Here is a 24,597-nt window from a genome sequence, read left to right on the forward strand (position 1 = left end):
GAAAGTACAGGGTATTTTGCCGCGATCCGTCCACTTTGCTGCCGCAATTCAGATCAAGTCGAGATCATTTTTGCAGGTCGGAGACCGGCTCCTCGATGTCCTTATCAAGGCCATACCGCACACTCAGACGGAGCATAACGCCAGACTTCTCAAGCAGTTCCAGAGCGTCGGCGACGGCGCGTTTGAGAGTCTGATCGCCTTTCCATAGGCCCAAGGCCATGCGGAAGCGCGGGGATATACTTTCGTCTAACCAGAACATGGTCAGCGTGTTTATGTCGAGATCGAGGCTAGCCGCGACGAAGCGCTCGGTGATTCCGGCGGCGACCGTTCCGGACTTCAGTGCGTGTTCGAGTTCGGCCGGGCTGCGCATCAATTGGGCTCGCAGTCCCTGCTTGCGCAGCCAGCCGGACAGCGCCAGACGGTCCAGCCCGGCGGTGCCGGGCAGGATGGCGACGGTGCTGCCCGAAGGAGGCATGGTGCCGGTTGCCGATATGCCAACCCAGCCGGTTTCGGCCGGGGTCGGAATGGTTTGCAAAAAGCTACGAGTCTGGGCGGTGTCGGCCACACCGCCGGCAATGATGTCGCATTGCGCGCGCGTCAGGGACCAATTGCGCGGATTGAAATCCTTGCCGATCGAAGGCAGGACGTTCAACGCCAGTTTGAGCCCGAGGTTTTTGGCAATGGCATCGACCAATTCGGCGTCAAAGCCAGGTCGGGACGGGTCGCCGGTTACGAGGGGCGGATAGCTGGGGGGCACACAGACCTTGAGCACGCCGTCGCGCTGCCGGTCCTGCAGCGAGGTGTCGGGCGGCAGGTAACTCACTGCCACGAGGAGCGCCGCCACAATGGCGATATTAAGCGCGGCCTGAAGCCAGCGATGTGGCTTTGCCCCATTCATGAGCGGCTGAAGTCGACGAGCGCCAACGCGAAGAAGATGATGGCCATGCCAAAGATCACGGCTGGCCCGTAGATCGGCGGGAACTGGTTGAACCCGATCAGGATACCGCGCAGGGCGTCGACCGCGTAGGTGATCGGATTGACCTGCACCATGAACACCAGCCACTCCGGATAGGCCGTGGCGGTCTGCGTTCGGGTCAGTGCGGGGTCGAGCGGGAAGACCGAAGACGAGGTGAAATAGAGCGGCAGGATGATGGTGTTGGAGAAGACCCCGAAGCCCTCAAAGCTGCGGACGCGACCCGCCAGAATGACGCCAAAGCTCGTCAGCCCAAAGGCCAGCACGAACATCAGTCCCAGCGCCATGGCCATCTGCTCGATGCTCAGCGTGACGTCGGCGAACCGCGCCAGGATCAACACCAGTGCGCCGTGGAGCATGGCGACCGTGCTGCCGCCCAGCACCTTGCCGAGCAGGATCAGCGAACGCGGCATGGGTGAAACCAGCACCTCGCGCAGGAAGCCGAACTCGCGATCCCAGATGACCGACACCGCGAACTGGATCGAGGTGTACATGATGTTGAGCACGATGACGGCGGGAAACAGGAACTGCAGGTAGGTGTAGGGGATCACATAACGCACCTCCCCAAAGACCTCGCCGCGAAAGTAGGGATTGAGGCCGACACCCAGGATGAGCAGCCAGATCAGCGGCCTGCTGACCCCGCCGATCATCTGGCCGCGATCGCGGGTGGCGCGCATGATTTCACGCAGCCATACGCCGTAGACGCCACGCAGCAGGACTATTGGTCTGCTCATCGCCGCCCTCCACGCTTGCCTGCGGCGCGCTCGGCGTCGCGCTGGCCATCGGCCTGATCCCTGAGCTGGCGGCCGGTCAGCGACAGAAAGACGCTTTCGAGGGTCGGCGGCTGGAACCGGATTTCCGCCAGGCTGTCGCGAAATTCGGTGAGGAAGGCGTCGGCTACGGCGTCGTCGTTTGCCGGCAGGGCAAGAGCGTGGGTTCCAAGCGGCTTGGCCTCCGGATACCGCGCCAGGATGGCTTTGCCCGCAACGGGATCTTTCGGCACAACATGCAACCAGCGCATGCCATAGCGCGCCTTGAGCTCGTCGGGCGAACCCTGAACGATGATCTTGCCGTGGTCGATAACGCAGACCATGTCCGCACCCTCCACTTCCTCGATGTAGTGCGTGGTGGTGAGAACGGTCAATTCGCGCTCGCGGCGCAACTGGTCGAGATATTGCCAGATGCGCTGGCGGGTTTGTGCGTCGAGGCCAACCGTCGGCTCGTCGAGAAACAGAATTTCCGGCTCGTGCAGCAGCGCCCGCGCGATTTCCAGCCGCCGGCGCATGCCGCCCGAAAAACTGCGGACAATCTCGTCGCGCCAATCCTGCAGCTCGACCAGTTCTAGCACGGCGGCGCTGCGGGCACGCCGCTCCTTGGGCGCCATGCCATAGACCAGGCCGTGGAAATCGAGGTTCTCCCACGCGCTGAGCCGATCATCGAGGCTGGAATCCTGGAAGACGACGCCGATGGACTGCCGGGCCCGCGTGGGTTGGCTGACAACGTCCACGCCCGCAACGCTGGCCCGGCCGCCATCGGGCCGCCGCAGCGTGCAGAGAATGTTGATCAGGGTGGTCTTGCCCGCCCCATTGGGGCCAAGCAACGCTATGCTGGTGCCGCGTGGAACATCAAGGCTGACGTGCTCCAGCGCCATCTTGGCGCCATAGGAGGCACTGACATCTTCTACCGAGATGGCGGCGGTCATTGCAGTCGCTTTCGCATCAGTCAGCTTGAACGCGACTTGGTTGCCCCATGCAAGCCCGATCAGCAAGCCTTACTTTCTTGCATAGCCACACTGCACCGCAAAGCGCGTTGGCAGCGATTATCTTCCCGCGTGCAACGCGAACAGAACTGTCAAAATCCGCGCAGGATTTCAGACAGCTTGCGTTGCGGGCCGGCACTTTCGGAAACATCGATGCCTGAAAGCAGGTCGACCAGGTGGCTGGTCATGAGCTCGGAGGCGTCCAGCTCGCTGTTGGCGGCGATGGCATCGACCAGGGCGTGGTGGGCGTGGCTTTCGCAAAATGTATCCGCGCGCCGCGAGTAGAGCGAGATGATCAGGGCCGACCGGGAACATAGGGACGTGATGATCTCAGTCAATATGGTCTGGCCGGCGATCTCGGCGATACCCTCATGGAAGCGCGCCGACAGCATGACCGCATCACCCTGACGACCATCGTGGATCGCCTTGTGTTCTTCGTCGAGATGGCGGCGCAGGACCTTGACGTCCGAAGGCTTGGCGATGGCCGCGGCCATCGCGGCAACCTTCGGCTCAATAATGGCGCGGGCTTCGAACACTTCGCGGGCTTCACGCTTGGTCGGCTTGGCGACAAACGCCCCGCGATTGGGTTCGAGCTGGACCAGCCGATCATGCGCCAGTGCCTGAAGCGCCGCGCGCACCAGGGTACGGCTAACCGAATAGACTTCGCCGAGTTCATCCTCGGGAAGCTTGGTGCCGGGAGCGATATTGTGCGCCAGAATTGCCGATTTCAGATCGTCGTAGATCTGACCCCAGCGGCCACTTGTCACCACCCCGGATGCGCGATCTTCGTTCGATTTCAGCATGCCTGAACCCTCTCCACGCTACATAAGTTGTCCGCAGGGCCCGCGCAAGATTGGATTCATTTCTTCGTCAGTTCGTACACTAGATAGCGGCACGGAAAGTCGGCGGGAATATCTCGTCTACCGGCCGCCGCTGGTAGTCACGCTCGGAATATCCCGCCTTCATCGTGGCGTAGTATTCCTTCAACCGCTGTGACATCGCCTCCGCATCGACGCCGGGGAGATTTCGGTCCTCCATGACCGTGCGGCCATTGATGATGACGGTGCTGATATCGGCGCCGGTGCAATTCATGTGCAGGGTGCGGATCGGGTCCTCGATCATGCCGACGCGCGGGTTGGTCAGGTCGACCACGATCATGTCGGCCTTGGCGCCGACCGCGAGGCGGCCGAGATCGTCGCGACCCAAAGCGGCCGCGCCGCCCAGTGTGGCAGCACGGTAAATCTCGGCGGCACCGCCGGCATCGGTGCGCCCTTCGATGACCTTGGGGATATGTACGCCGATGTCGATATTGCGGATCATGTCGGGTGGATAGGAGTCGGTGCCCATGGCGAACTTGACGCCGGCTGCACGGTATTTTGGGAAGCTTTCGAGCGCCGTGCCGTAGCGCAGCGAGGTCATCGGGCAGTGGATGACCGTGGCGCCGCTGCTGGCGAGGCGTTCGAGATCGCCCGTGCCCTTGTTTGGGTTGCGGCTGTGGCTATCTAGGAAGATCGCATGCGGAATCAACAGGTCCGGCCCGAGTAGGCCGGTCTCATCGAGCAGGTCGAGCGGCGTCTTGCCATATCGCGCGTCGAGTAGCCGCAATTCCTTGAGCCCCTGCAGGCAGTGCAGACGCACCTTCACGCCCAGGCGCCTGGATGCCGCGGCCGTCTTGCGCATCAGCTCTGGCGTCATGGTCTCGATACGGGCGGGCAGCAAAGCGCCGCGGATCAAGCCATCATGGGCGCCATCGAAATCCTCGATGAAGCGGACGGCATCGGCAAAGCCCGCTTCGCCCAATGCTTCATTCCACAGCACGTCGCGCGTGCCGTCGGCGCGGACGACATTGACGCCTGCGCGATAGCTCGGCCCGGCATAGAGGCGCAGGCCGAGCCGGCCAGCGATGCTGGCGGCAGCGGCCCATTCGTCATAGGTCTCGCACCACTCATTGTGCATCTCGCCGCCGATCGGCATGGCGGTGGTGATGCCGTTGCGGATCAGCTGGGTGAAGGCGAATTCGTGGCGGAAATCGCGGTCGGCAGGCGAGAACACATCGTGGCGGCGATTGAGGAAATAGTCTTCGGACCAATCGAGCCCGGTCGCGGTCTCGGGGCCATGCCAGCTGTCGATCAGGGCATGGTCGATATCGGCCAGCGCATCGAGGTCGATGAAACCAGGGCCCAGGATCGCCTCGCCGGCATCGATGACTTTGTCGGGCGTACCGGGAAAGCTCTTGCCGACAAAGATGATGGTTTCGCCCTCATAGGCCACTTCTCCGTCCCGGATGATGACGTGGTCGCCCCCCTCGTAGCCGATGACGAAGGCGGCCCTGACCAGCGTGATCACGCCTCGATCTCCGGCGGCAGCGGCAGGTCGATCGGGCCTTCGAAGGTGCGCTGCACCATGCCCCAGCCGGGATCGGTCAAATGGCTCTCGAGCCCGCCGCGCTTGACCACCGCCCAGGCCTGGGCCTCGGCTTCCTGCAGCACCGCATCGAGATCGACGGTGAGGATGCGCTTGTCCTCCATCAATATCTTGCCATCGACGATGACCGTCTCGACGTCCTGGCCGACGGCCTGCAATACGAGGCGATGCACAACCATCCAGTTCGGCGCCAGATGGGGCTTGCGCAGGTTGACGATCGTGACGTCGGCCTTCTTGCCCACTTCGAGCGAGCCGACTTCATTTTCCATGCCGAGCGCCTTGGCGGCATCGATAGTGATCATTTCGAACAGCTTGCCGGCGGGCAGCAGATAGGCATCCTGGTTACGCCAGCGATGCGCCAGCTGCGCCAGCTTGGCGGCCTGGAGCAGGTCGAAGGTGGCCCACGGGGCAGAGCCATCGGTGGTAATGGCGACATTGACGCCGCGCTGCATCATCTCGATCACCGGGGCCCTGCCGCCGGGCGAATGGGTCATGCTGGTGCCGGTCTCGGCCAGGATATCCACCTCGTCAAGGCTCAGCCCGATGCAGTGCTGCAAATGCACGTTCGGCCCCAGAATGGCGCTTTCCGGGTCCTGCCAGGCCATGCGGATATGGCCGGCAAAGGCATCGGAATGAATGCGCGTGCCGTGCTTGGCCGCCAGTTCCTTGACCCGCCTGCCCTGCATCCGGTCTTCGGGCGTCGAGCGCGTGGCGCGATCGGGCGTCGTCGGATTGGACGGATCGATCGATGGCATGATGGTGAACGGCGTCACGAACGCCTTGATGCGGCCATCGGCAGTGCCGTTGACGGTCTCGATCACGGCTTCGGCGCCCGCCATCAGCTCATCGAAGCTGACCGAATAGCGGGTTGGCTCGCCGTCAACCCACCGCGTGGTCGGATGTGGCCAGGGCAGGCCGGCCGGGCCGGTGCAGACAATGTCACGCAGGCCGACCGCCGCATAGCCCTTGGTCTGGTTGATAGCGAAGGTCGGATCGTCGCTGCGCGGCGCCGAACCCACTACGCTGACCGAGGTAGTGACGCCCATGCGCAACCTGTCGGTGGCGGAGATATAGCCGTCGGCAAGCCAGAAGTCGGGCGTGGTATAGTGAAAATACATTGGCGTGACGATGCGCATCCAGACCGATGGCGTGTCGACCCCAAGCGTCTTGACGATCGAATGGCCCGCATGACCATGTGCATCGACGAGGCCGGGAATAACCGCCCGCCCGGTGCAGTCGATCTGCTTATGTTGCGGATAAAGCGGCAACAGGTCGGCGGTCGTGCCCACGGCGGCGATGCGGTCGCCGGTAATGGCCACCGCGCCATCCTCGATGATAGCGCGGTCAGGCCCCATGGTCACCACGGTGCCATGGACAAGCAGCAGGTCGGACATAAAAGTCTCCTTCAGGCCGCGCGCTTGCGCAACGGCAGGTTCAAATCCTCGCAGATGCCGCGCAGATGGTCGCGGCTAGACAAAATGTCCCTGACCGCGGCGGCGTAGTCGAAATCGCGCACCTCCTCGACCAGTGGCGGCACGTCGCCCTCGGCGATCCGCTTCTCATAGGCGTGGATCATGTCGACGAAATCGGCATATTCCTCGACCGTGCAATCCGGATGTGCCGCGATGAAGGCCGGCTCTGCCAGCTCCAGTTTGTTGAACTTTACGAACTTGGGGCCACCCTCATTAGGCGGGGAATTCTCGATAGTGATGTTGAGCTCCGGCTGCGCCGCGGCGAGAATTTTGAGGATCGCCGCATAGTCGACGACGCCCTGCCCGCAGGGCCGACTCTGCATCGCCGCGGTGCGGCCGTTGAAGATCACGCCTGAATCCTTGAAATGCGTCTGGCGCGTATAGGGCGCCACCCGCTTGGCCACCCAGATGGGATGCTCGAGCCGCTGCAACCCATTATTGGTGTCGTAGACAATGCCGAAGGCGTCCGGTCCGCAGGCCTCGACCAGGCGCACCACTTCGAAGCTGGTGATCTCTTCGTGGGTCTCGATATTGATGTGGATGCCCAGATCGAGCGCAATCGGCTTGAGCAGGAGCAGCAATTTCTGAATGCCCTCGAGCTGATCGGCCCAGGTGACATCGGTGCGGAAACGATCGGTGCCGAAGCGGCCGGGATAGTCCTTGTGGTTGGCGGTGCCGACCCAGAGCTCCCGGCAGTCGATGGCGGCGCAGGCCTCCATCATACGGCGGAAGCCGAGCAGCGTATCACCGTCCCCTATGGCGCGCATTTCCGGCGTTTCGGGCAGTGCATAAGGGTTCACCTTGCCCAGGCCCATTTCGACATACATGCCCAATTCGTCCGCCCTCTGGCGAACGGCCTTGAGCGCGCCCGGATCGAGCGTCGGCGTCACGTCGAGCACGGTGCGGAAGAACAGCCCGTCCATGCCAAGCTCCTTGCCATGATCCATGCTGGCAACGCCGCCGCGCTTCGCCGCCTCGGGAATTTTCCGCCCGTCGATACCTAACCGCATGCTGTCCTCCTCAATCCAGCCGCACAATTTCGCGTGGGGTGTTGGTGATCCACCTGGCGCCAGTCGCCGTCACCAGCGCCATGTCGCCGACGCAGATGTGGCCGAGGCCGGGGATGGTGAAGTTCGGGTGGATTTCGAAGATCATGTTCTCGGCGACGAGCGGCAATTCGCCATCTTTGCTGCGGTCGCGCTCGGGATTGACCGCCTGCACATAGCTGGGGTCGGAATAGTTGATGCCGAGCGAGTGGCACGACTGAAAGCGGAACGGGTCGGTGGCGCGGGTATAGGGGCAGAACGCGTCGATATCTGCTTCCAGGGTGTCGACCAGATTCTGCATTGGCGCCCCGGGGACCAGGGTGGCGAGCGCACGGTCCTGCATTTCCACCATGCGGGCCCAGGCATCCTGCATCACCGGCGAGATGCCGCCACGGATGCCGGTGCGCAGGCATTGGCCGAAATGGCCCTCGTAGTTGGTAGTCGCGCCGAGCTGAACGCGATCTTTCGGACCGATGGTCTCGTTGAGTTCGAACAGCTCGAAATAGGTGGTCGGCGGCGCTTCGCCGGTCGCGAGCCAAATGCTCGCCGAGTCGGCACCCAGCTTGCGGCCGGTGAACTCCGCCCCGGTCATCAGGTCGGAGGGCGTCGTGCCGGACTGGCGCGCCAGCTCCATCACCCGCTCGATCATTCCAACGGAGATATCGGCGGCGCGCTGGTGCATCGCGACTTCATCGGCGTGCCGGACGAGGCGCAAAGCATCGAGCGCATCGCCGAGGAAGACCTGATCCTTTACCAGGCCATCGAGCGAGACCTTGAGCGACGCAGGCATGTAGGGCGTACCCGAAACACCGATCTTGCCACCAGCAACCCCGAGTTCGGCGAGGCCCTCGCCCAGCAGTTTGGCGAGTGGCGCGTTCGGCCCGTAGGCGCGGGCATCGGCGAAAAAGCTGCAACGCTGGTTGAAGACGCGGGTATTGTTGGGGCCAGCGGAAAGGATGATGCCGCGCCCCTCTTTGGGCAACAGCAGGATCGTGCCTGCCTTGGCGGCCCAGCCCGAGAGATACTGGAGCACGCCACCACCAGGACGCGGATGCGAGTAGACCATGAGTACGCCGATACCGGCGTCGTCCATGATCTGCCGCGCCGCGGCGATGCGTTCGAGGAGGCGAGCGTCTGAAATACGATCGATGGAAGAAAGCAAGGTCATTAGCGAATTCCTGAACTCATCAGCCCGCGCACGTAATAACGCTGCAGGATGATGGCGATTGCGACGAGGGGAATGGTGACGACGGTAACGCCGGCAAACAGCGGCCCGTCGAGCGGGAAATTGGGGACGCTTTTGTAGCCGGCGATAGCCACCTGGGCGATCTGCATGCTGGGGTCCTGGATGATCACCAGCGGCCACAGATAGGCATTCCACGACCAGATGAATTGGATCAGCACTAGCGTTGCCAGCGCCGGCTTTACATTGGGCAACGCGATGCGCCAGAAAATCTTGAGCGTCGAGGCGCCGTCGACGCGGGCCGCATCGTCCAGCTCCACCGGGATCGACTGGAAGGCCTGCCGCATCAGGTAGATACCGAAGGGGCTGCAGGCGAAGGGCAGGAACAGCGCCGGATAGGTCGAGACCAGCCCCATGCCCTTCACCACTTCGTAAAGCGGCACGAGGATCACTTCGAGCGGAATGAAGGCGGTCACCAGCAGCAGTCCGAACAGCACATTGCGCAACGGGAAGCGCAGTCGAGCGAAGGCGTAGCCAGCCAATGTGGAGGTCACCACCGCGATAATCACCTGCCCGGCACTGGCGATCACGGTGTTGAGCAGGGCGCGCTGGAAGTTGAGCTGGAAAAACAGCGCGTGGTAGTTTTCCAGCGTCGGAAAGGGCGGCAAGAACGTCCACCAGGTCAGCGGATAGCGGAACTTGACGATATCTTCCGTCGATTTCAGCGAGGACAGTGCCGACCAGACGATCGGAAAGGCGAAGAAGAACGCAACCAGCAACAGCCCGATGGCGCCGAACACGGTGCCGCGTCGGATCTGCGTCACTGGCGTGGGCTTGGCGACGATTTTGTCGGCAATGGCGAGAACTTCGGCGGTCATGGATCAGATCCCCGAGCGGCTGCGCAGGGCGCGAGCCTGGATGACGGTGATGACGACGAGCATGAGCAGCATCATGACGACACTGGCTGCCGCCGGTCCGGGCGAATTGAACAGGAAGGCCTGGGCATAGGAGAAATAGGCGATATTCGAGGTCTGCCCGTTCGGCCCGCCGGCGGTGAGGATCTGGATCGGCGTGAACAGACGCGCCGCCGCAATCGTGGTCATGAACAGGCCGAGGACCAGGCTGGGCCGCAGCAGCGGTAGCGTGATGCGCCAAAACTTGTTCCAACGATTGGCGCCATCCATCGAGGCGGCCTCGAACAGATGCGGCGGGATCGCCTGCAGGGCGCCGAGGAAAATCAGCATCGGCAGGCCGATATCCTTCCAGGCGGTCATGATGACGATGCAGACCACGGCGAGGTGGCCATCGGTGAGGAAAGGCTGTGAGGGCAGGCCAAAGGTCTGGAAAATCACGTCGAGCAGGCCGCTATTGGGCTGGTAGATGGCATTCCAGATCAGTGCCGCGACCGCCTCGGACGAGGCCAGCGCGCCCAGGATAGCGCCGCGCGCCAGAGCCGTGCCCGGCATGCGCTTGTCGAGCAGGATCGCCAGGCCCAGGGCGGAGGGGATGATGACGACCATCATCAGCGCCATATAGATCAGCGACACCCAGAATGAGGACTGGAACGACGGATCGGCGAGCACTGCCTGGTAGTTGCCGAAACCCACCCAGCCATTGGGGCGATGATTGAACGGGTTGAAGGCACGGAAGCTGTTGAGGATCGCGACGCCGAGCGGCCAGAACTGGAAGATGCAGAGGCCAAGGGCGGCCGGCAGGATCATCAGCGGGCCGATGGCGAGCTCACCGCGGCGCGTCGGGTTCACTGTCCAGCTGGAAAACTTCATCGGTGCAGTCCCTGTTCAAGTCGAGTGGCGTTTCGCCACTGGCCCTCATTGGATGAAGTGACGCCCCGCCACCGGTGCAGAGCGGCGGGGCGCTGGGGGTCACTTGTATTTGGCCAGCAGGCCATCGATCTGGGTAGCGACGTCGTTGAGCCGGGTCTGCGGATCGGTGCCGAGCGCGATGTCCTTCACGGCCGGATTGATGGCGCTGAAGTAATCGAACCAGCCGACCGACTTGGGCGGGCCGAAAGCATGGTCGGCGACATTGGTGCCGAGGAGCAGGCGCTGGTCGGAGGCATATTCGGGGATGGCGTCGACCAGGGTCTTGCGAACCGGCATCGAACCCCAGGCGTCGTGGAAGGCGAAGCGATTGGCGTCATTGCAGATGAACGCCAGGAGCGCCGCGGTTTCCGCCGGATAGGGCGTGCCCGAATAGATGGTCGGCGAATCGGCAACCGTTGTGGTGTAGGCGATGGTGCCCTTCGGTGCCGGGGACATGCCGAAGTTGAACGGTTGCCCGGTCTTGAGGAAGCGCTTGACCGTGCCGGTGCCCGAGAAGCTCACCGCCGCAGCGCCACCGCGGAACTGGTCGGGCACGACACCGGTCGGCGTGTAGCCGTTCTTGAACACCGCCTGGTAATTGGCGAGGCCGGCCGCGGCTTCGGGCGTATTCACGTAGCCGCTGGCGGTGAAGCCATCTTCGGAGACACCCATGAAGGTGTTGTAGACCGAGGAGTCCTTGGCCGCATTGGGGTCGCCCATCATGCGCACCCAGATGCTTTCGAGCTGGGTATAGTTGGAGCCCGGCCCGCCATTGCCGTAGCCCGAGGCGGCGAGCGCAAAAGTCTGCGTATCGCCCGCGGCGCGCAGGGCTTTGGTGACGTCATCGAAGCACTGCATGTATTCTTCGACGGTCCAGCCGCCGTCGAACTCACCGACTTCCGGTGGCGTCTTGATGCCGAACTTGTCGAAGATGTCGCGATTGAACGACATGTAGACCGGATTGGTCTCCCACGGCAGGCAGACCAGATTGCCGTCGATGGTGGCGGACTCGCGCAGGGGCGCATAGACGTCGTCGATGAAATCGGCGGACAGGAACTGCTGCAGCGGCAGGGTCAACTGGCCCGCCGCATAGGCCGAGGCGAAGTCATTGCGGCCCATCATGATGTCGGGCGCACTGCCCGAGGTCACATAGACCTGCACTTTGGTGGGCAGGTCGCCATAAGGCACCCGCTCTTCCTGGATGGTGATATTCGGGTAGGCCGCCGAGAAGGCATCGTATTGCGCCTGCAGCACGGCATTCACTTCGGGCGGAAATTCCTGGCGCATGATCTTGAGCGTGATCGGGCTGCCCGTCAGTTCGGGGCCGGTATAGCCGCCGAGGTCGATCTTATACTTGCCGGGATTGCTACCGGGCGTCGCGGCGAAAGCGCGCGATGGTAGCAGGGCGGGCATTGCCAATGCCCCGGCGATACCAACAAGAACCGAGCGGCGCGACAGCGTCGATTTCAGTCCCGGCAAGTCACGTGATTTGGTCATGATGTCCTCGGAATTCGGGTTGCGATGAGTCATGCGGACGCGAGCAAGCGCGACCGGCAAAGCGGTTCAATTCGGTTTGGCGGTGCGGGGCGGCTGCCTTGCGGCCGGGCCGCCCCGTTCAGCGATGCAGGACTACCTATGGGAGCCGTTGACCGGTCCCGGCATCGAAGCAGTGAACACGCGTCGTATCGGGCGCGAGATGAATGAGATCGCCGCGCACGATGGAGACGCGGTCCTTGACGATGGCGGTGACCCGCTGGCCGTCGATGTCGGCAACCACCTGGGTTTCGGCGCCGGTCGGCTCGACCACCACGACCCTGGCGGCAAAGCCGGTGTCGCCGACGGTCAGGTGTTCGGGGCGAATGCCGAGATCGACTTCGGTGCCAGGCGCAACGCTGCTCAAGGCGGCGCCGAGCGGCATGGACTGGCCGCCGCCATGCTCGAAAACGAGGCCTTTATCGCCACCCACCAACCGGCCCCGCAGCAGGTTCATCGACGGCGAGCCGATGAAAGTGCCGACAAAGGCATTTGCCGGATGGTCATAAAGCTCCAGCGGCGTGCCGATCTGTTCGACGACGCCAAGGCGCATCACCACGATCCGGTCGGCCATGGTCATGGCTTCGATCTGGTCGTGGGTGACATAGATGGTGGTGGTCTTGAGCCGCTCGTGCAGGTCCTTGATTTCGGTACGCATCTGCACGCGCAGCTTGGCATCGAGATTGGAGAGCGGCTCGTCGAACAGGAACACCTGCGGATTGCGCACGATGGCGCGGCCCATGGCGACACGCTGCTGCTGACCACCCGAAAGCTGGCGCGGGTAGCGATTGAGCAACTGGTCCAGCCCCAGAATACCAGCGGCGTAAACCACCTGCTTTTCGATATGCGCCTTGAACTCGCCGCGCATTTCCAGCGCAAAGCTCAGATTCTCGCGCACCGTCATATGGGGGTAGAGGGCGTAGTTCTGGAACACCATGGCGATGTCCCGGTCCTTGGCGGCGAGGCCATTCACCACCTGCCCGGCAATGTGGATTTCGCCACCGGTGATATCTTCCAGCCCGGCGATCATCCGTAGCAGGGTGGACTTGCCACAGCCCGAGGGGCCGACAAGGCTGAGGAACTCGCCGTCGACGATGTCGAAATCGACGCCCTTGAGCACTTCCGCCCCAGCGAAGTTTTTGATTACCTTGCGCATCTGAACGCTGGCCATGCTGTCCCCCGGTCCTCGCTATGAAGGGAGCCTGCAGCTTTGTATTCGACGTGTCAACAAATCCGATACAAACCATCCACCAGTTGTGTTGCAACTTTGGTGCTGTGACGCCTGGGAACGACCAGGCGGTTAACGAGAAATGAGCGTCCGCTGAATGTGAAAATGCCTTGTCCAGGGCGGGGTTGGCCGTAACGGGGCAGGTTCAGGTTCTGTTTCTAGTGACCAGTCAAAAGGGTACGCGGCAAAAAATGCATTGCAGCCATCCAAATTTTGCATGCCAACAAGATATGTTTTGTATACAAGAATATCTGAACGGCGATACGCCGAGCACCAACCATGGAGACCGACTTGATCGGCGTATTCAACAATAGCCTGCCCGGCTACGAGACCCTGACCCCCATTGAAATCTTCGACAAGGCCAAGGCGCTCGGCCTGGGCGGGGTCTTGTTCGGCAATATCCTGTCGGTGCTGCCCACGCTCGATCCGACCGCGCTGACCGAACTGCGGCAGGCGGCCGAGGCCCGCGGCCTCATCCTCAATGTGGGAGTCGGCACGTTCAATCCCGCTCGGCCAGAGCGCTGCAAGTCGCTGATCGAAGCAGGCGATGGCGACATGGTGAAGGGCCTTGAGAAGGTGCTGCGCGCCATGCCGGTGCTGGGCGCCAAGACTGTGTTTTTCGTCGTCGGCATGATCGAGGACCGCGACGATCCGGTTATATCCTGGCAGTCCCAGCTCCAGGGCGTGATCGATGGCGTCAAGGCACTGGCGCCCGCCATTCGCGAGAGTGGCACCCGGCTGCTGATCAAGACGCATGAGGAGATTTCGACCTTCGAAATCCTGCGCATTATCGAGGTGGTCGGAGAGGACCTGCTCGGCATCGCCCATGACCCGGTCAACGTCCCCTGCCGCATGGAAGAGGCCGTCGAATGCACGCGCCGCATCGCCAGGCATGTGGCGCAGGTGCATATCGACGACTGTTATACAACCTTCGACGGCGATCTGATGCGGCGCTACCTGACCCCGCTCGGTACCGGCGATATCGATTGGACCGAACTGCTCGTTCTGGTGCCGCAGGCCACGCGCTGGATCGAGTTCCATCGCGGTCAATTCGCCATGCCGGTCTTCGACAAGGACTGGCTCTCGGCACAGGCCGATGCGACGCTCGATGAATATCGCGCGCTGATCTCGGCGACAGTGAAACATGAACGTGCCAACACGCCAGTGCCCGACCAGAAAGACGTGTTTGCCCGGCTGGCACCGAGCATTGAATGGCTGAAGGCAAACGCCTGATCTAGAGCAGCAGCCTGCCCCATTTTGCGGACAGGCTGCCGCCCAGACCTAGCGCGGAGAGCGCACCCCAGACGCCGGCGGACACGGAATCGAGGACGGGCAGGTCCAGTTCCGCTTCCAACGTCGTGCAGAGCCCGGCTCCGGGCAGGTTCGTGCAATAGAACAATATCGCATCCGGCTTCGCCTTCGCGACTTCGCGCGCCATGGCGGTGAGCGTCTCGGGCGCCATGGTCGAATAGCTGAAATTGTTGGTCAGCCCGGCCCCGAGATTGGCGACGCAATCATAACCCGCTGCGCTCCAGCCGCGGACGATCTTGTCGTTCACCTCCTGGCGAAACGGCGTGACGAAGGCAATGCGCTTGACACCGTTGGCGGAGAGCAGGCCGTCGAGCGCCAACACCGAGGTGACCGCCGGAATGCCAAACTGATCCTCGATGCGCCGGCACAGCACCCGGTCGCGATCGAAGCCCAGCTCGCCCCCCTTGCTGCCATTCCAGCAGATCAGATCGACATGTGCATCCGCCAGCAACTGGGCGGCGCCCAGCATCGAGGGCCAATGATAATCCTCGACCACCGTATCGCTGGGGCCGGCGAACCCGAAGCGCGCGAAATGCGGCGACACAGTCGCAATGTCGCGTGTCATGGCCAGCGTCACCCGCTCGACAATGATATTGGAGGACGGGGTGATCGTGCCGAAGGATTTCATGTCGCCAATTGCCGTTCTGTCCGCCGGGCCCGGCCGATAGCCGGATCGGGGATCGGCACAGCTTCCAGCAATGCCTTGGTATAGGGATGCTGTGGCGCGTCGAACACCTGTTCGCGGCTGCCGTGCTCGACGATCCTGCCGCGCTCCAGCACAGCAACGGTCGTGCAGAGATGCCGGACCACCGCCAGGTCATGCGCCACGAACAATATGCCGAGGCCGAGTTGCGCCTGCATATCCTGCAGCAGGTTGATCACCTGCGCTTGCACCGAGACATCGAGCGCCGACACCGGTTCGTCGCAGATCAGCAGTTTGGGGCGGATCACCACGGCCCGCGCGATGGCGATGCGTTGGCGCTGGCCGCCCGAGAACGAGCGCGGGTAGCGTGCTAGCGCCTCTTCGCCAAGGCCCACCATGCGCAGCATTTCAACGACACGCGCACGCCTGCCAGCTGCCGTGGTTTCGAGCTTGTGGACCAGCAGTCCCTCTCCCACCAGTTCCTCCACCGTCATGCGTGGATTGAGGCTGGCATAGGGGTCCTGGAACACCAGTTGCACATCACGGCGGAAGCGCAGCGTATCGAAGCGGCTGGCGCGGTGAACATCGATGCCGCTATAGCTCACCCGCCCGCTATCGGGCTGGGCTAGTCCCAGCGCGCAGCGGATGATGGTCGATTTGCCCGAACCGCTTTCGCCCACCAGCCCGACCGATTGGCCCTCATCGACATTGAGCACGATGTCGTCGAGCACCATGGTTCGCTGGCCACGGCCCGCGGGGAACGACTTCGAAATATGATCGATCTGCAGCATCACCCGGCCCCATAAAGATGACAGCGGACGCGCGCGCCGGATGGTGTGATGGCCTCGCCCGGCTCGACACTTGAACAGATGGCCATGGCGCGATCGCAGCGCGGATGGAAGGTGCAGCCACTGGGCCGTGCAGCCGGGACGGGCGGCGCACCGGGGATGGAGCGCAGGCGATCCACCGTGACGTCGGCGCGCGGCACGGCTTCGAGCAGGCCGCGCGTATAGGGATGCTGCGGTTCGGCGAACAGGAGCGTTGCCTCGTTCTCCTCGACGATCCGGCCCGAATACATGACCATCACCCGATCGGCGAAGCCGGCGACAATGCCCATGTCATGGGTAATCAGCAGTACGGCGAGGCTCCGCCTACGTGAAATCTCGTCGAGCAGGTCGAGTACCCGTTCCTGCACGCGCACGTCGAGCGCTGTGGTCGGCTCGTCGGCGATCAAGAGGTCCGGCTCGCCCACCAGCGCCATGGCCAGCACCACGCGCTGGCGCATGCCGCCCGAAAATTCATGCGGAAATGAATCCAGCCGCTCGGCCGCGCGCTCGACCTTGAGCTCATCGAGCACGTCGAGCGCCCGCTGGCGGGCATTGCGCTTGGAGATGCCACGAATGCGCAAGGTTTCGGCGACCTGGTCGCCAATAGTCATCAGCGGATCGAGTGAGCTCATGGGGTCCTGAAACACCATGCCCATACGTTGCCCGCGCATCGCCGCCATCTGCGACGGGGACAGTGACAGCAGGTCCTTGCCGTCGAAATTAACGCGGCCTGATAGCTTCACCCGGCTGTTGAGCCGCATGAGAGCCTGTGCGGTGACGGATTTGCCCGAACCGCTTTCCCCTACCAGCGCCACACGCTCGCCCCGGCCGATGCCGAAGCTGACATTGTCGACCAGCCGCACATTGGCATCGCGGGTGGCGATATCGATCGAAAGCTGCTCGACCTGCAGCAGCGCCTCGGGTCGTCGGCGAACTGGCGCCGGTATGATGCCATCGGTCAGGATCGTATCCACTCCCATGGTTCAGGCCCGCAGCGAGGGGTCGCGACGCACCTGCAGGATATCGGCCAGCAGGGCGAAGGCGACGGCATTGATGACGATGGCAGCGCCCGGCGCCGCAACTGCCCACCAGGCGATCGACATATTGCCGCGCGCGCCCGAAATCATGGCGCCCCATTCGGGGCTCGGCGGTTGCGCGCCAACGCCGATGAACGACAGACCGGCCAGGATCAGCATGGTGAAGCTGATATCGCCCGCCCATTTGACGATCAGCACGTCGAGCGAATTGGGCAGGACATGCTTGAGCATCAACCGCGTCCGCGACACGCCCAGGATGCGCGCGCCTTCCACGAAGGGCTGCTCCATAGTCTGGCGCATGGTGGTGCGCAGAATGCGGGCAGTCATCGGCCAACCGGTCAGCGCCAGGGCGATAATGCCCGATTGCAGGCTGGGGCCAAGCACCGTGGCGATGCCGAGCGAAACGACGAGGCCGGGCAGCGACAGGCCGATATCGGTGACCCGCATCAGCAGTTCATCGACCCAGCGGGGGCCCACGGTCGCCAGCGTCGCCACGATCATGCCGATGATGGAATAGAGGATGACCACCAGCACCGTGGCGAACAGCGACAGTTGCGAGCCGGCAATAAGCCGCCAGAAAATATCGCGGCCCTGGTCGTCGGTGCCCAGCCAATGCTCGGCACTTGGAGGAAACAGCGTCTCGAGCATATTGGAGGTATAGATGTCGGCCGGCGCGATCATCGGCCCGATCAGCGCCAGCAGGAACAACGCCGCCACCACGCCGAACACGGTCAGTTCATAGGCAGTAAAATTGGCCTTGCGGCGCGGCGAAGCCGTTGGCAGAACCAATGTCATTTCGCACCTGCCCCGAATTGCGTGCCACGGATACGCGGATCGAGCATCAGGGTGATGATGTCGGCCACCAGATTGACCAGACACACCGCTATGCCGACGAACATCACCGCGCCGAGCACCGCATAGGTGTCCTTGAGCGCCACAGAATTGGCGAGGAAGCTGCCGACGCCGCGCCGGGCAAAGACGGTTTCGACCAGGATGGCGCCGCCCACCATGCCACCGACGAGCACGCCCATCAGGCTGACGGTGGGCAGCAGTGAATTGGGCAATGCGTGACGCAGCACCATGCGCGAGGTGGATGCTCCCTTGGCGCGCACCGGCAGCATCATGTCGGAAGCGAGCACGCCAAGCAGCGACGCGCGGAGCAGTCGAAACACTTGCGCGGCGAAGGGGATGGCAAAGACGAAGGCCGGCAGAATGAGATAGGCCAGCGCATCGAGGAAGGCGGGGATATCACCGGCCAAGAGGGCATCGAGCGTCGGCATGCCGGTCACGTTTGGCGATGCGATACCGAATGAGTGTTGGCCGGAAATCGGCGTGATGCGCCAGACATTGCCGAAGAAGAATTGCAGCATCAAAGCCAGCCAGAAGGCGGGCATCGCCCCGCCGGTGACCGCGACTATGCGCGCAATCCCGTCGAACGCCTTGCCGCGATAGCTCGCCGCAACCAACGCCATTGGAAAGGCAATCAGCGTGCCGATGATGCTGGCGAAGATCATCAGCTCGATCGTGCTGGGCAGCACGGCGGCCAGTTCGGTCAGCACCGGCTTGGACGACACCACCGAGGTGCCAAGATCGCCGCGCAGCATCCGCAGCAGGAAGTTCAGGTATTGCTGCAGCACGGGCAGGTCGAGGCCGAGGCGCTTGGCCACAGAAGCCACCTGCTCGGGGTTGGCGCCAGGGCCGGCGGCGACCTGCGCCTCATCTCCCGGGATGAGCTTGATCATGATGAACACCAGGGTCGCGAGGCCCCAGAGCGTCAGGACCGTCATCACCAAGCGCTGGGAGATGAGGCGCAGGTAGGCCATGGCTCGGACTACTCTTTCTTGAGCAGGGCGTAGTCGAGCGGCTTGAAGTTGCCGTTGACCTGGCCATCGAGAGGGTTTGCCAGCCGGTCGGAACGGTAGGCGGCATAGCTGCCGGCGTACCAGATCGGCATGAACGGCGAGTCGTCTTCGATGATGGTCTCGGCCTGCTTGTAGAGATCGCAACGCGCGTCCGCATCGGCCGTGCCGATGGCCTGGTTGAGGATGTCATCGACCTTGGGATTGCTGTAGCCCGAGCGATTGGTGCCGGTGGCACCGGTCATGAAGGTCTTGGTGAGGAACACGCCCGGATCGGGGAATAGCGAATTCTCGCCCAGTAGCATCATCTGCGGTATCTGTGCCGGATCCTGCAGCATCTGCAGGTAGTTCGGGAAGGCGATTGGCTCGAGATTGAGCATCACGCCGATATCCTTGAGGTTGGACTGCAAGAGGGTTGCCTGCTGCACCTGTTCCTCAAAGGCCGGCTGGAACCGCAAGGTCAGTGTCAGGTTGCTCTGGCCGGCCTCGGCCAATAGGGCCTTGGCGCCGTCGAGGTCGCGGGCGACGATCGGAAAATCGGGCTTGCACGGCAGCGCATCCGGCATCGGACCGGACGGCAGTGCGCCCTTGCCGCGATGGATGCCGGCGAAAGCGCCTTCATAATCATAAGCCAGGCGGATCGCCTTGCGAACGCGAGGGTCGGCCGTGGGACCGGTGCTGGCGTTGAAATAGATGCCGTGCACCGTGGGCGCCGAACCATAGACCACCGTAACACCAGGTTCGTTGGCAATGGAATCCAGGTCGCGCTGCTGGATGTTCTTGCCGACATCGATATTGCCGATCCGCAGCTCGTCGCGCTTGGGTGCGCTTTCGTCGACACGCCGGAACACCAGGGACAGCGGCCGGTCGCCGCGATCCAGCCAGTAGCCGTCGGCCCAATCGATGGTGACGTCGTTGCCGTTGATCGAGGTCAGCTTGTAAGGCCCGCTGCCCGCGTCGTTGGCGGCAAGCCAGGCCTGCGAGTCATCGCTGCCGGCATTGGCCTCGGCCAGTGCCGAATTGATGATGTAGATGCGGCTCAGCGAGGTCAGGAACAGCGCCGACGGCTTGGTCAGCTTAACGGTGAGGTGCGTATCGTCGGTGACCTCGGTGCTGTCATAGATGTCGATATAGGCGGCGACGCCGGTCGCCAGCCGCTTGATGCGGTCCAGCGTATAGGCGACGTCCTTGGAGGTGACAGCGGTGCCGTCATGGAACTTGGCGCCGTCGCGCAGGGTGAAGGCGATCGACTTCGCGTCGTCGGCAACTTTGTAGTCGGAAGCGAGGTCGCCCACCACGTTGAGATCGAGGTCATAGGTGATGAGCGGACTATAGGTGCGGCTCGTCAGGTCATTGGTCTGGAAATAGTTCGACGCGATCGGGTCGAGCGTATTAACCGAGCCAGCGCCCGAGACGATGACCGTATTGGCGCGATCGGCAGCAAAAACGGCGCTGCCGGCCAGCAGCGCACCGAGCGCCACCACGCCGGCGATACCGGCCATCCTGAGCTTTGCCAATGGGCGATGGGCGTATTGCATATCAGTGCTCCAGTGCACGGTGTTTCCAGTTCCCTGCCGCAGCGCTCCGGGGACATCCCGCCCGAGCCGGCCTGTTGAATCGACGGTATTCGCGATTTTCGTATACATACTGTTGATGAAACGAACACATCTTAGTTGCGCCGTCAACACTATTAGCCATGCATTTCTTGCTGGGCAATTACGCATAGCGCCGGCATCTGGGCCTCTAGATAGAAGAAATTTCCCAGAAAGCCTTCGTTTGCGGCTGCTGGGCAGAAACCCAACCGGCTCAGCACCCGGCCCAACTTTCTGTATTGGATCAATAAATATCTTGTATACAATATGGCATCGTGCATGATTGGAGGTGGTCACTGAACGGAATCTCGACGCATGCTCAAGCCGCATCTCCTGCTCATCAATCCGAACACCTCGGCTGAAATCACCGAAACGATCCGTCAACTGGCTTTGGCGGAGATCGGCGAGCAAGCGACATTAACGGCTGTCACCGCCCCCTTCGGCGCACCCTACATCGCCTCGCGCACGGCGGTGACCATTGCGGCCCACGCGGTGTTGGATGCTTATGCCCAGGCGACCGCGGAGGGGCGCAGCTATGATGCGGTCATCGTCGCCTGCTTCGGCGACCCGGGCATCGATGCGCTCAAGGAGATAACAAGCGTTCCGGTGCTCGGCTTTGCCGATGGCGGACTGATCGCGGCCGCTGCCGAGCCCGGCCCCTTCGCCATTGCCACGATAGGCGAGGCCTGGCGCGATATGCTCACCGAGTTGGCGCTGCGCCGCGGCGTTGTCGATCGTCTGGCAGGCGTCATCCTGATCGACACCAGCGAACGCGCGCCCGAGATCGCCGGACCAAAAATCACCGAGGCGGCCAGGGCGCTGGGCGTATCGCGCGTCATCGTGGGCGGCACCGGCCTGATACCTGTTCTCGACGGCATTGCCGACAATATGGGGGTAGTGGTTATCGACCCCCACCGGGTGACGCTGCACGATGCGATCCGCGCCGTCGCCGCCGTGTCAGCCAAAGAACACAAGCCCGCCGCGGCCTCGCCCTTTGCCGGGCTTTCCCCTGCTCTCGCGGGCCTGCTCAACAATCCGCGCACAGCGTGACAATAGGAGTCCTGCCATGAGCTCACCCAAGCCTAACGCACCGCTCGGCAATGCCGGTCGTGGCCAGGCTTTTGCAGAGGGCCGGCATTTTGTCAGCCCATTCAATTTCATACCCGAAGTGACCGCCGGCTACGAAATCCCAACACCGCTGGGGTTGATCGACAGCACCATCCGCAAGGTCATTTATACGATTGGGGTGCGGCCCACCGAAGGCGAGCTCATAGAGATCTGCGGCCTGCTCGAGGAACTGGGCGTCGAGGAGGAAAGCCTCAATGTCTGGTGGCGCGGCGGCGAACCCGATCCGCAAGAACTGGCGGCGGCGCTCGCCATCGCCAAAGCCAAGCCGAAGTTCAAACTCAATGTCTTCACCGACACGCTGCTGGGCAATGGCGATACGCCGATGCCGCTGATGAAGCAGACTGTCGACATGTTTGCCGAAGCCGGCTTCAAGCTGCTCAATCCGGGCCTTCTGCAAGCGCCTAGTGACGATGCCCGCAAGCGCCAGGCCGACGAAATGGCGGCGATGAACGAGTATATCAAGGCTGCCGGCATGGAGTGGAATGCTACCGTGGCCAATTGCGCCCGGCGCGACTTCGACCAGTTCATAGCGCTGTGCAATACCGCCATCGACAATGGCGTGCGCCGCTTCGATCTGATGGATTCAACCAGCGCCCTCTCGCCCCAGGCAATGACCCACTACGTCAAGACCTTCCGCAGCCGGCTCAAGGGACCGACCCCGCTCACCATGCACACTCATGACGATTTCGGCATGGACACTGCTGGTACCATTGCCGCCGTGCTCGCCGGCGCCTCTCCCGACGTCGCGCTGAACGGCGTTTCCTACCGCTCCGGCTTTGCCGCCATGGAGGAAGTAGTGGTCGCTCTCGATGTGCTTTACGGCGCCGAAACCGGTATCCGCCTCGACAAGCTGCAGTGGGCATCGGATGAGCTGGCCCGCATCATGCGCTTCCCGGTGCCGCCCCTGAAGCCGGTGGTGGGGTCCCACCAATTCCTGCGCGAGGGGCCGCACGATATCGACAAGATGCTCGACGGCCGCGCTCCGGGCGATTTCGCCAATATGGGCGGCAGCTACAATCCGGCGCTGATCGGCGCCGAGTTCCATTGGGTCTATTCGCAGCAGGGCAATGGCAAGGTGGTGGCGTCCGCGGCCAAGTCGCTGGGCCTGACGCTCACCGACAAGCAGATCGCCGAAGCGGTGACGATCCTTGCGGACACTCTCGCGGCCCATCCGGCCTATCCGCGTTGGGCCACGCCTGAACAGGTTTTCACCATCATCAAGCGCGTCGCGGCCTGACCCCTCGACCAAGGCGCAAACTGCAAGGCCCGCTTAGTGCGGGCCTTCTTTTATCCATCTCGTATGCATCAACCTAACCAAGAGTTGTGTTTATGAAGGCCCAGCCATCTGTCCACACCATCGCCCTGATCGTGGCCGGTGCCCTGTTCATGCAGATGCTGGATGCCACCATCATCGTCACCGCGCTGCCCAGCATGGGGCAGTCCTTCGGCGTCGAACCACTGAGCATGAGCATCGGCATCACGATCTACATGCTGACCGTGGCGATCCTCATTCCGGCTGCCGGCTGGCTCGCCGACCGGATCGGAGCGCGCAGTGTGTTCCTCGGCGCCATCGTGGTGTTCACCCTGGGCTCGGTACTGTGCGGCTGGGCACAGACCTTGCCGCAATTCATCGCCGCGCGGGCTATACAGGGTGCAGGCGGCGCGTTCATGGTCCCGGTCGGACAGATCATCGTGCTACGCCTCGCCAACCGCTCCGAGCTGGTGCGCGCCATATCGCTGCTGAGCTGGCCCGCCCTGTTTGCTCCAGTGATCGGACCGACCATCGGCGGCTTCATCACCACTTATTTCTCCTGGCGCTGGACATTCCTGATCAATATACCGCTGGGCCTGTGCAGCCTGGCGCTGGCGGTGTGGCTCATTCCCGATGATGGCTATCGCAGCAACGCGCCGCTGGATTGGCGCGGCCTCATCATGACCTCGCTTGGGCTGGGAAGTCTGCTGGCCGGGTTGGACGGGCTGGTGCATCGCACCGGAAATATGGCGCTAACGATCGCCATGGTGGTCGCCGGCGCTGCACTCTCCGGGCTGGCAGCGCTTTATATGCGGCGCGCCAAGCATCCACTGCTCGACTTTTCCACCATGAGCGGGCCCACCTTTGCGCTCTCCAACCTCCTGGCCGGCAGCTATTACCGGATCGCGCTGAACACCATGCCCTTCCTGCTGCCGCTGCTGTTCCAGCTCGGTTTCGGCCTCGATCCGTTCCAGGCGGGCAGCCTGATGGTAGCTTATTTCGGCGGCAATCTCGCGGTCCGTCTGATCACCACTCCGGTGCTGGAACGGTTCGGCTTTCGCCAGGCGATGGTGGTGAATGGCATCTTGAGCGCCGGTGCCATCGCCCTCTGCATTCTGCTGCGGGCAGATACGCCGATCTATCTCGTCATTGCGCTGATGGTGTTTGGCGGCGCCACCCGCTCGATGCAATACACCGCTCTCAACGTGCTGGCCTTCATCGATATCACTCCCGAACAGCGCAGTTCAGCGTCCACCCTGTCGACCATGCTGATGCAGATCACCATCCTGCTGGGCGTGGTGGTTGGAAGCCTGAGCCTCAGCCTGTTCCAGGCCCTCCGCGGCGCGCCGGGCCTGGATCTGGTCGACTTCCAACTCAGCTTCGCTTTCCTCGCTGTGCTGACATTGGTGTCCGCCCTTCAAATGCGAGGCCTTCACGCTTCGGTTGGACAGGTGCACACGCCAATTGGGCAGTCAGCGGTCAGCAGCTATCCCGAAGCCTAAGCCGA

General features: G+C 62.8%; 22 protein-coding genes. 4 read left to right on the plus strand and 18 right to left on the minus strand.

What is annotated here, in order from left to right:
- Positions 1 to 64: 64 nt before the first annotated feature.
- The 12 genes from JWR51_RS20815 to ugpC form a co-directional block, all read right to left on the minus strand.
- A complete protein-coding gene (locus tag JWR51_RS20815; RefSeq protein ID WP_299752186.1) occupies positions 65 to 844 on the minus strand; it encodes a transporter substrate-binding domain-containing protein in 780 nt (259 codons plus the stop codon).
- Between the two features lie 50 nt (positions 845 to 894).
- Positions 895 to 1,707 carry an ABC transporter permease gene (locus JWR51_RS20820; RefSeq protein WP_299752189.1) on the minus strand — a complete coding sequence of 271 codons (813 nt, stop codon included), beginning with the start codon at positions 1,705 to 1,707 and terminating at the stop codon, positions 895 to 897.
- A complete protein-coding gene (locus JWR51_RS20825; protein WP_299752192.1) occupies positions 1,704 to 2,675 on the minus strand; it encodes an ABC transporter ATP-binding protein in 972 nt (323 codons plus the stop codon). The genes JWR51_RS20820 and JWR51_RS20825 overlap by 4 nt, the downstream gene beginning before the upstream one ends.
- Before the next feature lie 149 nt (positions 2,676 to 2,824).
- Complete coding sequence (locus JWR51_RS20830) at positions 2,825 to 3,535, minus strand: GntR family transcriptional regulator (RefSeq protein ID WP_299752195.1); 711 nt, start codon at positions 3,533 to 3,535, stop codon at positions 2,825 to 2,827.
- Positions 3,536 to 3,614: 79 nt separating this feature from the next.
- Positions 3,615 to 5,078, minus strand: coding sequence for a chlorohydrolase family protein (locus JWR51_RS20835; RefSeq protein WP_299752197.1), 1,464 nt, complete (start codon positions 5,076 to 5,078; stop codon positions 3,615 to 3,617).
- On the minus strand, positions 5,075 to 6,550 hold the full coding sequence (locus JWR51_RS20840) for an amidohydrolase family protein (protein WP_299752200.1): 1,476 nt from the start codon (positions 6,548 to 6,550) through the stop codon (positions 5,075 to 5,077). Before JWR51_RS20840 ends, JWR51_RS20835 begins: the two co-directional genes overlap by 4 nt.
- A gap of 11 nt (positions 6,551 to 6,561) precedes the next feature.
- The gene (locus JWR51_RS20845) at positions 6,562 to 7,638 is read right to left on the minus strand and encodes a TIM barrel protein (RefSeq protein ID WP_299752203.1); all 1,077 of its coding nucleotides are present in this window, start codon (positions 7,636 to 7,638) and stop codon (positions 6,562 to 6,564) included.
- Positions 7,639 to 7,648: 10 nt separating this feature from the next.
- The gene (locus tag JWR51_RS20850) at positions 7,649 to 8,842 is read right to left on the minus strand and encodes a M24 family metallopeptidase (RefSeq protein ID WP_299752206.1); all 1,194 of its coding nucleotides are present in this window, start codon (positions 8,840 to 8,842) and stop codon (positions 7,649 to 7,651) included.
- Complete coding sequence (locus tag JWR51_RS20855; protein ID WP_299752209.1) at positions 8,842 to 9,735, minus strand: carbohydrate ABC transporter permease; 894 nt, start codon at positions 9,733 to 9,735, stop codon at positions 8,842 to 8,844. Before JWR51_RS20855 ends, JWR51_RS20850 begins: the two co-directional genes overlap by 1 nt.
- Before the next feature lie 3 nt (positions 9,736 to 9,738).
- A complete protein-coding gene (locus tag JWR51_RS20860) occupies positions 9,739 to 10,641 on the minus strand; it encodes a sugar ABC transporter permease (protein WP_299752212.1) in 903 nt (300 codons plus the stop codon).
- Positions 10,642 to 10,740: 99 nt separating this feature from the next.
- Positions 10,741 to 12,177 carry an extracellular solute-binding protein gene (locus JWR51_RS20865; RefSeq protein ID WP_299752215.1) on the minus strand — a complete coding sequence of 479 codons (1,437 nt, stop codon included), beginning with the start codon at positions 12,175 to 12,177 and terminating at the stop codon, positions 10,741 to 10,743.
- A gap of 136 nt (positions 12,178 to 12,313) precedes the next feature.
- Positions 12,314 to 13,384 carry a sn-glycerol-3-phosphate ABC transporter ATP-binding protein UgpC gene (ugpC, locus tag JWR51_RS20870; RefSeq protein ID WP_299752218.1) on the minus strand — a complete coding sequence of 357 codons (1,071 nt, stop codon included), beginning with the start codon at positions 13,382 to 13,384 and terminating at the stop codon, positions 12,314 to 12,316.
- Between the two features lie 336 nt (positions 13,385 to 13,720).
- Here ugpC and JWR51_RS20875 point away from each other — a divergent pair, with 336 nt between their 5' ends.
- A complete protein-coding gene (locus tag JWR51_RS20875; protein WP_299752221.1) occupies positions 13,721 to 14,674 on the plus strand; it encodes a TIM barrel protein in 954 nt (317 codons plus the stop codon).
- 1 nt (position 14,675) lies between these two features.
- Here JWR51_RS20875 and JWR51_RS20880 read toward each other — a convergent pair whose 3' ends face one another.
- The 6 genes from JWR51_RS20880 to JWR51_RS20905 are packed head-to-tail and all read right to left on the minus strand — an operon-like array spanning position 14,676 to position 20,656.
- Positions 14,676 to 15,380 (minus strand): aspartate/glutamate racemase family protein, encoded by a 705-nt coding sequence (locus tag JWR51_RS20880; RefSeq protein WP_299752224.1) that lies wholly within the window; start codon positions 15,378 to 15,380, stop codon positions 14,676 to 14,678.
- On the minus strand, positions 15,377 to 16,186 hold the full coding sequence (locus tag JWR51_RS20885) for an ATP-binding cassette domain-containing protein (RefSeq protein WP_299752227.1): 810 nt from the start codon (positions 16,184 to 16,186) through the stop codon (positions 15,377 to 15,379). The genes JWR51_RS20880 and JWR51_RS20885 overlap by 4 nt, the downstream gene beginning before the upstream one ends.
- On the minus strand, positions 16,186 to 17,202 hold the full coding sequence (locus JWR51_RS20890) for an ABC transporter ATP-binding protein (protein ID WP_299752230.1): 1,017 nt from the start codon (positions 17,200 to 17,202) through the stop codon (positions 16,186 to 16,188). The genes JWR51_RS20885 and JWR51_RS20890 overlap by 1 nt, the downstream gene beginning before the upstream one ends.
- Before the next feature lie 3 nt (positions 17,203 to 17,205).
- A complete protein-coding gene (locus JWR51_RS20895; protein ID WP_299752233.1) occupies positions 17,206 to 18,054 on the minus strand; it encodes an ABC transporter permease in 849 nt (282 codons plus the stop codon).
- On the minus strand, positions 18,051 to 19,082 hold the full coding sequence (locus JWR51_RS20900; RefSeq protein ID WP_299752236.1) for an ABC transporter permease: 1,032 nt from the start codon (positions 19,080 to 19,082) through the stop codon (positions 18,051 to 18,053). Before JWR51_RS20900 ends, JWR51_RS20895 begins: the two co-directional genes overlap by 4 nt.
- A gap of 8 nt (positions 19,083 to 19,090) precedes the next feature.
- Positions 19,091 to 20,656 (minus strand): ABC transporter substrate-binding protein, encoded by a 1,566-nt coding sequence (locus JWR51_RS20905; RefSeq protein ID WP_299752239.1) that lies wholly within the window; start codon positions 20,654 to 20,656, stop codon positions 19,091 to 19,093.
- 369 nt (positions 20,657 to 21,025) lie between these two features.
- On the opposite strand from JWR51_RS20905, the gene JWR51_RS20910 reads away from it, so the two are divergent.
- From JWR51_RS20910 to JWR51_RS20920, 3 genes are all read left to right on the plus strand, one after another.
- Complete coding sequence (locus tag JWR51_RS20910; protein WP_299752242.1) at positions 21,026 to 21,760, plus strand: aspartate/glutamate racemase family protein; 735 nt, start codon at positions 21,026 to 21,028, stop codon at positions 21,758 to 21,760.
- A gap of 16 nt (positions 21,761 to 21,776) precedes the next feature.
- Complete coding sequence (locus JWR51_RS20915) at positions 21,777 to 23,075, plus strand: hypothetical protein (protein ID WP_299752245.1); 1,299 nt, start codon at positions 21,777 to 21,779, stop codon at positions 23,073 to 23,075.
- A 92-nt stretch (positions 23,076 to 23,167) separates the two neighbouring features.
- Positions 23,168 to 24,592: an MFS transporter gene (locus JWR51_RS20920; RefSeq protein WP_299752248.1), complete on the plus strand. Its 1,425-nt coding sequence runs from the start codon at positions 23,168 to 23,170 to the stop codon at positions 24,590 to 24,592.
- Positions 24,593 to 24,597: the final 5 nt, after the last annotated feature.

Source organism: Devosia sp., assembly GCF_028290625.1.
Taxonomy (GTDB): Bacteria; Pseudomonadota; Alphaproteobacteria; order Rhizobiales; family Devosiaceae; genus Devosia.